10 protein-coding genes are annotated in these 11,468 nt (G+C 67.1%); 8 read left to right on the plus strand and 2 right to left on the minus strand.

The window, feature by feature from the left end; genetic code table 11:
* Positions 1-82 precede the first annotated feature (82 nt).
* Genes QH196_RS04950 through QH196_RS04985 form a run of 8 tightly spaced genes read left to right on the plus strand, consistent with a single transcriptional unit; the run spans position 83 to position 8,889 of the window.
* On the plus strand, positions 83-1,216 hold the full coding sequence (locus QH196_RS04950; protein WP_280414557.1) for an MCE family protein: 1,134 nt from the start codon (positions 83-85) through the stop codon (positions 1,214-1,216).
* Positions 1,213-2,238 (plus strand): MCE family protein, encoded by a 1,026-nt coding sequence (locus QH196_RS04955; RefSeq protein WP_280414543.1) that lies wholly within the window; start codon positions 1,213-1,215, stop codon positions 2,236-2,238. The genes QH196_RS04950 and QH196_RS04955 overlap by 4 nt, the downstream gene beginning before the upstream one ends.
* Complete coding sequence (locus QH196_RS04960; protein ID WP_280414544.1) at positions 2,235-3,296, plus strand: MCE family protein; 1,062 nt, start codon at positions 2,235-2,237, stop codon at positions 3,294-3,296. The genes QH196_RS04955 and QH196_RS04960 overlap by 4 nt, the downstream gene beginning before the upstream one ends.
* Positions 3,293-4,612, plus strand: a complete 1,320-nt coding sequence (locus QH196_RS04965; RefSeq protein ID WP_280414545.1) for an MCE family protein — start codon at positions 3,293-3,295, stop codon at positions 4,610-4,612. Before QH196_RS04960 ends, QH196_RS04965 begins: the two co-directional genes overlap by 4 nt.
* Positions 4,612-5,907: an MCE family protein gene (locus QH196_RS04970; RefSeq protein WP_280414558.1), complete on the plus strand. Its 1,296-nt coding sequence runs from the start codon at positions 4,612-4,614 to the stop codon at positions 5,905-5,907. Before QH196_RS04965 ends, QH196_RS04970 begins: the two co-directional genes overlap by 1 nt.
* Positions 5,904-7,373: an MlaD family protein gene (locus QH196_RS04975; protein ID WP_280414546.1), complete on the plus strand. Its 1,470-nt coding sequence runs from the start codon at positions 5,904-5,906 to the stop codon at positions 7,371-7,373. Before QH196_RS04970 ends, QH196_RS04975 begins: the two co-directional genes overlap by 4 nt.
* On the plus strand, positions 7,370-8,320 hold the full coding sequence (locus tag QH196_RS04980) for a hypothetical protein (RefSeq protein ID WP_280414547.1): 951 nt from the start codon (positions 7,370-7,372) through the stop codon (positions 8,318-8,320). The genes QH196_RS04975 and QH196_RS04980 overlap by 4 nt, the downstream gene beginning before the upstream one ends.
* The gene (locus tag QH196_RS04985; protein ID WP_348538044.1) at positions 8,317-8,889 is read left to right on the plus strand and encodes a h domain protein; all 573 of its coding nucleotides are present in this window, start codon (positions 8,317-8,319) and stop codon (positions 8,887-8,889) included. The genes QH196_RS04980 and QH196_RS04985 overlap by 4 nt, the downstream gene beginning before the upstream one ends.
* 145 nt (positions 8,890-9,034) lie before the next feature.
* Here the strand turns inward: QH196_RS04985 and QH196_RS04990 are convergent, their stop codons facing one another.
* On the minus strand, positions 9,035-10,474 hold the full coding sequence (locus QH196_RS04990) for a sensor histidine kinase (RefSeq protein ID WP_348538045.1): 1,440 nt from the start codon (positions 10,472-10,474) through the stop codon (positions 9,035-9,037).
* Between the two features lie 8 nt (positions 10,475-10,482).
* Positions 10,483-11,208, minus strand: coding sequence for a response regulator transcription factor (locus tag QH196_RS04995; protein ID WP_280414549.1), 726 nt, complete (start codon positions 11,206-11,208; stop codon positions 10,483-10,485).
* Positions 11,209-11,468 lie beyond the last annotated feature (260 nt).

Here is an 11,468-nt window from a genome sequence, read left to right on the forward strand (position 1 = left end):
CGAGCCCGCGGCGCCACTGCGTCCGGTGAGCGGTTGGGCAGGCTTCCAGAAAAAGTTCGGCTTCAAACTGGCCGGCGGCGCAATGGTGTTGGTCCTGGTGGCGGCTGTATTCGTCTCCTTGACGATGTTCTTCGGGGGGTTCACACCCAGCGTCACCGTGACAGTGGCGGCACCGCGAAGCGGTCTGGTCCTGGACCCGGACGCCAAGGTGAAGGTGCGCGGTGTGCAGATCGGCCGGGTCGCCGCGCTGGAAACCACCGGAGACGGTACCGATCTGCGGCTGGCCCTGGACCCCGACAAGCTGAGTCTGGTTCCCGCCAATGCCACGGTCGATATCCGGTCGACCACGGTGTTCGGCGCCAAATACATCAACTTCGTGATCCCGCCGGAGCCGGAGGAGCAATCGCTGCAACCGGGCGCCCGGCTGGCGACCGACAAGGTCACCGTCGAGTTCAACACGATATTCCAGCATCTCAGCGATGTACTGGCTCAGGTGGAACCGGAGAAGATGAGTGCCACACTCACCGCGCTCGGTACCGCGCTGCAGGGTCGCGGTGAATCTCTCGGTCAACTGCTGGTGAACAGCAATTCGCTGCTTCACGAGATCAACCCCATGATGCCGACCCTGCAGCGCGATCTGCAGGCCACCGCGGCCGTGGGCAACTTGTACGCGGATGTCTCCGGGGATCTGCTGCGGACGGTCGACAATGTCACGGTGAGCACCCGCACCATTGCCGAAGCCGAATCGGATGTCGACGCGCTGCTGGCCAATCTCACCGGTCTCGCCGACACCACAGGCTCGGTCCTGCACGAGAACGAGGCTCAGCTCGGGACCGCGCTGGATCTGCTGCGGCCGACCACGGAACTACTCAACGAGTACAAGCCTGCGCTGGCCTGCCTCATCGGCGGCGCGGCCACGGCAATGCCGATCGGTGAGGCAGTCTTCGGCGGCCTACAGGAAGGCGTGGCCCTGAACACCGGGTTCATGTACGGCACGCCGGCCTACACCTACCCGAACGACCTGCCCAAGGTGAATGCCACCGGTGGACCGCGGTGCGCTGGGACAACCGACCGCGTGCCGGGTAGCCATGCCGACTACGTCGTCACCGATACCTCCGAAGGGCATCCCTACATTCCCTCCACCAAGCTGAACCTCAACGCTCCCAAGGTTTTCCAAGTCCTGTTCGGCGGACTCCCGGGGGTGGCCCAGCCATGAAAAACACCGCAACGACAGTCAAGCTCACCATCTTCACCCTGGTGATGTCCCTGGTCTTCGCCGGTTTGGCGATCGTCTTCTCCCAGGTGCGTTTTTCCAGCCAGAACGGCTACCACGCCGTCTTCACCAGTGCCTCGGGCATGCTGCCCGGGGACAAGGTGCGGATCGCCGGAGTACCGGTCGGCTCGGTCTCGTCGGTGAAGGTCGACGACGAATACCACGCGCATGTCGAATTCGATGTCGACACCAAGTACCAACTGCTCACCAGCACCAAGGCCACGATCCGCTACGAGAACCTGGTCGGCGACCGCTACCTCGAACTGCTGGAAGGCCCGGGGGAGGCGACCACCCTGCACGAGGGCGGCACCATCGGCCTGGACAAGACCGCACCTGCCCTCGACCTCGACATGCTTCTGGGTGGTTTCAAACCACTGCTGCGTGGACTGGATCCGGCGCAGGTCAACGACCTGACCAACGCGCTGCTACAGATCTTCCAGGGCCAGGGCGGCACCCTTGTCGAACTGCTCAACAGCAGCGGCTCGTTCACCAAGACACTCGCCGACCGGGACGCGCTCATCGGCAGCGTGATCAACAACCTGAACTCGGTGCTGAAAACCCTCGACGACCGCGGCGACCAGTTCGCCACCACGATCGACGAACTGCGCCGGCTGGTCAGTGGTCTCGCCGAGGACCGCGACCCCATCGGCGCCGCGCTGCCGCGGATCGCCGATGCCACGCGCGCGACGAACGACCTGCTGGTGCAAGCCCGTCCCGACCTGGCCGCGACGATCGCCCAGACCGGCCGGCTGGCCACGAACCTCGACAATGGTTCGGACACCGTGCAGTACGTCCTCGACGAACTGCCGGGGGCCTACAAGATGCTCAACCGCATCGGCGCCTACGGCTCGTTCCTGAACATCTACGTCTGCGCGACCAACTTCCTGGTCGACGGTCCGGACGGCAAGCCCCTGCTACTCGAACTGCCCGGTGCGCAGACGACCGGAAGGTGTGCGAGCGAATGAAGGAGCAATCACGCGCGGTGACCATCGGCGTCGTCGGTTTGGTGCTGGCGGTCGCGGTGGCGTTGTCGGCGCTGCAGTTCGAACGCCTGCCGTTCATCCGCGGCGGCGCCGTGTACACCGCGCATTTCGCCGATGCCGGTGGGCTCGTGACCGGTGACGATGTGGAGGTGGCCGGGGTGAAATCCGGCCGCGTCGAGGAAGTGAGCCTCGACGGCGACCAGGTGCTGGTCCGGTTCAGCGTCGACGATTCGATCGCACTGGGTGACAAGACCTCCGCCGCGATCAAGACCAATACCGTTCTCGGCCGGAAATCGCTGGCGGTGAACCCGGACGGGGACGGGACCCTGACGGTCACCGAAACCATTCCGGTCGAACGCACCACTTCGCCGTACTCGCTGAACGAGGCGCTCGGCGATCTCGGCCAGACTGTTCAGGGGCTGGATCTGCAGAAGGTGAACCAGACGCTGGACGAGCTGTCGGCGGCCTTCGCCGATACTCCGGCACCGCTGCGTTCGGCGCTGGACGGTGTGACCGCGCTGTCGCGCACCATCAACGCCCGCGACCAGGCGCTGTCGGATCTGCTGTCCCGCGCGCAGAATGTCACGAAGATCCTGGCCGACCGGGCCGACGCGATCAACGCGCTTCTGGTCGACGGGAATCAGCTGCTCGGCGAACTGGACCGGCGGCGCACCGCGATCAGCCAGATGATCACCTACGTCAACTCGCTGGCCCAACAGTTGTCCGGACTCGTCCACGACAACGAAGCCCAGCTGAAACCGGCACTGGACAAACTCAACTCGGTGCTCGACCTGCTGGAGCGTAACCGGGACAACATCACCGAGGCGCTCGACGGCCTCGGGCCGTTCTCCGCGGCGCTGGGCGAACAGGTCGGCAGCGGCCCGTACTTCAACGCCTATGTCGTCAACGCCAGCAGTGAAACCCTGCATCCGCTGGTGGACGCGCTGGTCTGGCCGCAGCACCTGCCGGAATCGCTGCGCGCCTATCTGCTCGAACCCGGTCCCAGGATCGGGCCGTCCGCACAGGAGCCGCCGCGATGAGTACGGTCAAGGACACACTTCGCGCACTGCCGAAGAAATGGGTGGGGATCGTCGCCGGGGTGGTGGTGATCGCGCTGGTCGCCACCGGCGGTTACCTGGCGTACAACCAGCTCACCAAAAACGAGATCACCGCGTACTTCACCTCCACCACCGGTATCTACCCCGGTGACGATGTGCGAGTGCTGGGCGTACCCATCGGCAAGATCGACTCCATCGAACCCGGTAAAGAGCAGGCGAAGGTGACCATGACGGTCGACGGCAGCGTCGACCTGCCCGCCGACGCGCGAGCCGTGATCATCGCGCCGTCGCTGGTCTCCGCGCGCTTCATCCAGATCGCGCCTGCCTACAGCGGTGGGGAAACACTGAGTGACGGCGCGGAGATCCCCATCGAACGGACCGCCGTCCCGGTGGAATGGGACGACATCAAAACCGAACTCCACAAACTCTCCACCGCGCTCGGCCCGGTCGGCGACGACCCCCAGGGCTCCTTCGGCCGCTTCGTGGACACCGCCGCGGAGAACCTCGACGGTAACGGCGAAGCGTTCCGCAGCACCCTGCGGGAACTGTCGGCCACCCTGACCACACTGTCCGACGGACGCACCGACCTGTTCGGCACCATCCGCAACCTGCAGAAGTTCGTGGATGTGCTCTCCAAGAGCAACGAGCAGATCGTGCAGTTCGGTGGGCGGCTGGCCTCCGTATCGTCGGTCCTCGCCGGGGTCTCCGAGGATCTGGGTGCCGGCCTGGACAACCTGGACCTGGCGCTGGCCGATGTGAAGCGCTTCCTGGACGGCAGCGGAACCGAACTCACCGAAGGCGTCCAGCGGCTGGCCGACGTCACCCAGATCCTGGTCGACAAACGACCGGAACTGGAACAGGCACTGCACTCCGGGCCGAACGCGCTGGTGAACTTCTACCAGATCTACAAACCCGCCCAGGGCACGCTGACGGGGGCCATCTCGCTGAACAACTTCGCCGATCCGGTGAGCTTCCTGTGCGGTTCGGTACGGGCCCTGGAACAGCACGAATCCGATACCAGCGCCGACCTGTGCGCCGAATACCTTGCCCCGGTGATCAATTCACTGGCGATGAACTACGTGCCCATCATGACCAACCCCGCGACCGGTGTCACCGCGTTCCCGGACCAGTTGGACTACACCACCCCGGATCTGCCCGGCAAGGTGGATCCGCAGAAGGTGGGACCCCCGGCGGCGCCCGCGCCCGCACCCGTCACGGTTCCCGCCGGTGTTGCGGGGCTGGCCATCCCGGGTATTCCGCTTCCCGAAATTCCCGGCCTGCCCGGAGGAGGACGATGATGCGCCGACTCGCGCCGCGGGTACCGGACATCCGGCCGAAGTTGCCCGCGCCCGGTTTCCGGCGCCGGGCGGCCGCACTCGCCGTCGGGCTCGCACTGGCGCTCCCGATCACGGGCTGCCAGTACGACGGGCTCAACTCGTTGCCGATGCCGGGCACCGAAGGTACCGGCGAAGGTTCGTACACCGTGCAGATCCAGATGCCGAACGTCACCACGCTGACCCGCAATTCGCCGGTGCGCGTCGACGATGTCTCGGTCGGGGCGGTCACCGATATCGAGGTCGAGGACTGGCACGCGCTGGTGACGATCTCGCTCAACCCCGATGTGGTGCTGCCCGCCAACGCCACCGCCAAGATCGGCCAGACCAGCCTGCTCGGCAGTAACCACGTGGAACTGGCGCCGCCGGTCGATACCGCCCCCGAGGGGCGGCTCGCCGACGGCGACGTGATCCCGCTGGAACGCGCCGGTGTCTTCCCGACCACCGAACAGGTGCTGTCCTCGCTGTCGGTGGTGCTCAACGGCGGCGGTATCTCGCAGCTGGAGAACATCACCCGCGAACTCAACTCGGCCCTGGTCGGCAACGAGGAGGAGATCCGGGATCTGCTCCCGCAGATGAACGATCTGATCGGCAACCTCAACGCCCAGCGCGACGACATCATCTCCGCGATCAGCGGACTGGACCGGCTCTCCGGCCAGTTCGTCGAGCAGACCGATGTGGTGGAAGCGGCGATCGAGGACATCCATCCCGCGCTGACCGTGCTGGCCGACCGCCGGCAGAACATCACCACCACGATCACCAAGCTGGGTGAACTCAGTGATGTGGTGAACCGGTTGATCGCCAACAGCGGCGACGATCTGAAAGCGAACCTGGCCAACCTCGCCCCGGTCTTGCAGACGCTGGCCGATACGGGCGGCGACCTCACCGAATCGCTGAAGATCCTCGCCTCGTTCCCGTTCCCGTTGACGAACCTCGACAACGCGATCAAGGGCGACTACCTGAATCTGTTCATGACCGTGGACATGACCGCCAAACGGCTGGACTCCAACTTCCTCACCGGAACCGGGCTCGGCGGCATGTTCGGCGGTGTGGAGGTCGCACTCGGCCAGGTGGCCGGACCCGCCGGCGAACAGGGCAACCCGCTGACGACACCGCTGGCGCCGCCCCCCGGCACGCCGGCACCCAGCGACCAGCCGCAACCGACCATTCCCGGGCTGCCGCCGATCCCCGGCCTGCCCGCCATTCCCGGGCTGACGGTGCCGCTGCCCGGGCAGCCGCAAGGGGGCGAGGGCCCGTGACGCTCAGCCGTTTCGTCCGCATCCAGCTGATCATCTTCTCCATCCTCACGGTGGTCGGCCTGGCCGTCATGGGCGGCACCTATGTGGGCGTACCCGCCATGCTCGGCATCGGGCGTATCGACGTCACCCTGCAACTCGCCGCCACCGGCGGGCTGTACCAGAACGCCAACGTCTCCTATCGCGGGACGAACGTCGGTGTAGTCCGCGAAGTCCGGCTCACCAGCGAGGGCGTGGAAGCCCAGCTGTCGGTCGACAGCGACTACAAGATCCCGGCCGATTCCAAAGCACTGGTACGCAGCGTTTCGGCGATCGGCGAGCAGTACGTCGACCTGGTCCCGCCGGAGCAGCCCGGGGACGCCAACCTGTACGACGGCAGCGTGATCCCCGTGGACCGCACCGAACTGCCCCAGGACGTCGGCGCCCTGCTGGACCAGGCCGACCGGCTGCTGGCCAGCGTCGCCGACACCCGGCTGCGCCAGGTCATCGACGAAGCGTTCCGGGCCTTCAACGGCGCCGGACCGGACCTGCAGAGGTTCCTGGACTCCGCGGCCCTGCTGGTGCAGGAGGCGAACGACAATGTCGAGCCGACCAAACAGCTGATCGAACAGATCGGCCCGCTGCTCGACACCCAGGTCGACTCGGATGCCGCGATCCGATCGTGGACCCGCGATCTGGCGGTCGTCACCGACCAGCTGCGCGCCCACGACCCGGCACTGCGCAGTATTCTCGCCAACGGTCCCGCGGCCATGGAACGGGTCACCCAGCAGTTCGACGAACTGCGGCCGACCCTGCCGCTGCTGCTGAACAACCTGGTGAGCGTGGGTCAGGTCGGCGTCACCTACCACGCCGGCCTGGAACAGATCCTGGTCGTCTACCCGCCGCTGATCGCCGCGCTGCTCACCGCCGTACGCGGGCCCATGGAGTACGGCGCGCTGGTCGACTTCATGACGGTGCTCAACGATCCACCGGCCTGTACCACCGGGTTCCTGCCGCCCGATCAGCGCCGCGGGCCGGACGCGGTCGATACGATCCCGACACCCGAGGGCTTGTACTGCAAGACCCCGCAGAACGACATCAGCGCGGTGCGCGGTATCCGCAACACTCCATGTATGGAATTCCCGGGCCGCCGCGCACCGACGCCGGAACTGTGCCGCACCGGATTCGTTCCCGAGGGCACGAACCCGCCGTTCGGACCGCCGCAACCGGTGTCCCCGGCCGAACCCCCGGCACCCGGCGTCGCACCGGCCGCCGCGCCCGACACTGGGCCCGGGGTTGCGGGAGTACCCCCGGCACCTGCTAGTTTCTCGGGCGCAAGCACCCCCGCCGCCGCTCTCTCGTACGATCCGGCCACCGGGGTCTATACCGGGCCCGATGGTCGCAGCTACCGTCAGGGCGATATCGCATCCGGCGGATCGGGCGCCGTACCCGCGGATTGGCAGGCAATGTTCGAGGAGCAGCAGAAATGAGCGAGACCAAGGACCCCCGCCGTACCCGTAGGCGGGCCAGCCGGACGGCGGGTCCACCGGTCGAGGACGCGACCGAACAGGTCAGCGCGGATTCGGCGGCCGCCGAGGCCACCGCGGACAAGACCGCCGCCGGTGCCGTGAGCGCCGCCGCGGGCAAGTCCGCAGCAGGTACCGCGGCGGAGAAGCCCGCGGATGTCACGGCGGCGAAGTCCGGCGATGCCACCGAACGGATCGATACCGCGACCGAATCGGCACCTGCGGCCGAATCGGCGGACGAAACCGTGCGGATCGACAAGTCCGGCGCGGACACCGTGGCCCTGGGCAAAACCGGGACCCCTCCGGAATCCGCCGGGAAACCGGGCTCGGATGCCGAGGAAACCGGTGCGACCGTCGTGTCGACGGAGAAATCCACCGCGACCGAATCCACCGGCGCGGAACCCGCTGCGAAGGGCGGCTCCCGCTCGTGGAAGCGGATCGTCGCGCTGGCCGCCGCTGCCGTACTGGTGATCGGCCTGGTCGGCGCCGCGGTGGTCTCGATGATCGCCGTCCAATCCACCGAGCAGCGGGACGAACGCCGCGCCGAATATGTGGCGACCGCACGCCAGACGGTCCTCAACCTGACCACCATCCGCGCCGATACGGCCAAGGAGGATATCGACCGCATCCTCACCATGGCCTCCGGTGAATTCAAAACCGAGTTCGACGGCCGGGTCGATCCGTTCGCCGAGATCGTCAAACAGGCGAAAGTGCAGTCCACGGGTGAGGTCGTGGAGGCTGCCGTGGAACGCGACGACGAGAACTCCGCAGTGATCCTGGTGGCCGCCAAACAAACCCTCACCAATGCGGGCGCCGAAGGCGAACAGCAGCGGCACTACCGTTTCCGGGTGACCGTGCAGCGCGCCGACGACGGCACCCTGACCGCCTCGGACGTGGAGTTCGTGGCATGAGCGGGAACCAGCCGAACGCGGAAGCGGTAGCTCCGGCGGAGCACAGCACGACCGAGGAAAAGCGCCCCGCCCAGAGGACCGGCATGAAACTGCGCAACAAAATCCTGATCGGCGTCACCGCCGTGGTGATCGTCGCCGCCGCGGTCGTGGCCGGTATCGGCGGCTACCGGTACTGGGACTACCGCCAATCGGAACAGTCGCGCACCGACGCCGTCGCCGCCGCGAGCCGCACGGTAGCGGATATCTTCAGCTATGAGCACCAGACGGTGGAAAAGGAATTGCCCAAGGCCGCCGAAAGCCTGGCCCCCGATTTCCGTGCCGATTTCCTCCAGCTCATCGAGAAGGCGATCGTACCGGGCGCCAAGGAAAAGGAACTGACCGTCAAGGCCACCACCCAGGCCGGCGGCGTGGTCTCCGCCGATCGCGCCCACGCCGAGGTACTGCTGTTCCTCAACCAGGTCACCACCAGCAAGGAATCCCCCCAGGGCACCACCACCGGCAGCCGGGTCCGGGTCGCCCTGGACAAAACCGACGACCAGTGGCTGGTCGCCGCCGTCACCCCGATCTGACCTGGCGACGGTAGCCGCCAGGGTCTCCTCTGTGAACTCCCGAAATGCCCCCACCGATGCCGGCGGGGGCATTTCTATGAATTCTCCTCAGCAGCGTGCCGCCATCGCCGGGCAGAACCCGGAGGGGGAGCCATCCCGCCGCCGCTCACTCGCGAGGCAGCCGCACCGTGAACGTGGTGCCGCGACCCGGTTCGCTGTCCACCGTCACAGCGCCACCGTGCGCCGCGACCAGCGCCTGCACGATCGACAATCCCAGCCCGGCCCCACCGCTGGCCCGGCTCCGGGAATCGTCCGCGCGATAGAACCGCTCGAAAACCCGCTCGGCCTGATCGGGTGACATCCCCGGGCCCGTGTCGGCGACCTCCAGCTTCACCTCGCGCGGGCCGGGAGTGAGCCGCACCGTTACCGCCGCATCGGGCGGCGTGTGTACAAGGGCGTTGTTCAGCAGATTCGCCAAGACCTGGCGCAGCCGGGCCGCATCACCCGGCACCTCGGTGGTCCCGGTTCCCGGACGCACCTCCAACTCGATCGACCGCCGGGCACCGCCCTGCGTCGCCGCCACCGCGCGCGCACTGTGTACCGCATCGCTGGCCAGCGACAATAGATCCACTGGCGCGTACTCCACCGGCCGTTCGGCATCCAACCGGGCCAGCATCAACAGATCCTCGACCAGCAAGCCCATCCGCGTCGATTCCCGTTCGATGCGGTCGAGCAGCATATCGGTATCGCGGGTGGCGCCCTGCCGGTACAACTCGGCGAAACCTTTGATCGTGGTCAGCGGGGTGCGCAATTCATGGCTGGCATCGGCCACGAACCGGCGCATCTTCTCCTCCGAACGCCGGGCCGCCTCCTCCGACGCCTCGGTGGCGGCGAAACCTCGTTGAATCTGCGCGAGCATGGTGTTCAACGACCGCGCCAGCCGGTCCACCTCGGTATTCGTCGGGCGCATCGGCACCCGGCGGTGCAGATCACCGGCCGCGATATCGGCGGCGATCTCCTCCACCTGTTCCAGCCGGCGCAGACTGCGCCGGATCACGAAATACGCCGCCACCGCCAGCACCACCAGAACCAGCGCGCCGATCACCACCTGCAGCACCACCAGCCGCTCGACGATCGCCTCGGTATCGTCCAGCCGCAGCGCGACCAAACTGGTGCCGTACTCGTTCTCGGTGTAGCGAACCCGCCACTCACCGGAACCGCCCCCGGTCGATCCGGTGGTGAACGTGCCCGGCTGCAGATTCTCGGGTAGATCCGGTGCGCCGTTGCGGTCGTCCTGCAGGAACAGCCGGCCGTTGGTGTCCTGCACGCGGGTGTAGAACTTCACCGGCGGACGCTCCTTGCCGGGCTCCCCGGGCAGCAATACGGGAGGCCGCCCACCCGGCCGCGCCCAGCTGTGCGCCGCCTCCTCGAGCTGCTGATCCACCCGGTCGATCAACGTGGTTCGCAGCGCGGACGTCACCGCCACCCCCGAGGCCAGCAACCCCACCGCGGCCAGCGCCACCAACGCCAGCACCAGCGTCACCCGCAGCGGTAACGCGGCAAGCCGCCCGGCCGGGCCCCTCGGCGGTGAATCCGCTGTCGCCACCTCGGCACTCACGACCGGCCCGCGGGCGATTCCCGCATCACATAACCGACCCCGCGCAAGGTGTGGATCAGCCGCCGCGGGCCGGTATCGACCTTCTTCCGCAGATAAGAGACATAGGTCTCCACCACCCCGACCTCACCGCCGAAGTCGTAACGCCACACATGATCCAGAATCCGCGGTTTACTCAGCACCGTTCCCGCGTTCACCATGAAATACCGCAGCAGGGTGAACTCCGTCGGCGACAACGCCACCGGCTCACCGGCCTTGAAGACCTCATGAGTGTCGTCGTCCAGCTCGATATCGGCGAACCGGATCCGCGACCGCTCCCGCTCGGGCGCGGACCCACCCGCACGCCGCAGGATCACCCGCAACCGGGCCACCACCTCTTCCAGGCTGAACGGTTTGGTGACGTAATCGTCGGCGCCCAAGGTCAGCCCGGCAACCTTGTCCTGCACATCGTCGCGGGCGGTCAGGAACAGCACCGGCGCATCGACCCCGTCGGCCCGCAACCGCCGCAGCAGCCCGAACCCGTCCATCCCCGGCATCATCACATCGACGATCAGCGCATCCGGCCGGAATCTGCGCGCCACATCCAGCGCCTGCGCACCATCGGACGCGGAGGCCACCGCGAACCCCTGGAACCGCAAACTCACGGTCAGCAGCTCGACGATCATGGCCTCGTCGTCGACCACCAGGACCCGGGCCTCGGGTGCTGTCTCCGGCACACCAGTCATGACCCCATCCTGAACCAGCGCCCTGGTACTTCACTGCGTACTCGCTGTGAACATGCTGTGTGGATGGCGCGCCTTCGGCGCGCGGGGTTTTTGGCCGTAAAGGGCCAGGGGTTATGGAAAACAAAGAAGCGGGGGGGGGCGGGGGAGGGGGGGGGGGCGGAGGCCAAGGGGGGGCGCGGGCGTGCGACGGCCGGGTTTTTTGCGGGGAGGGTAGAAAACACGGTGAGATAGTAGAGCGGCGGGGGGGCGGCGGGCGGCGG

It is taken from the genome of Nocardia carnea, assembly GCF_029868325.1.
Lineage (GTDB): Bacteria > Actinomycetota > Actinomycetes > Mycobacteriales > Mycobacteriaceae > Nocardia > Nocardia carnea_C.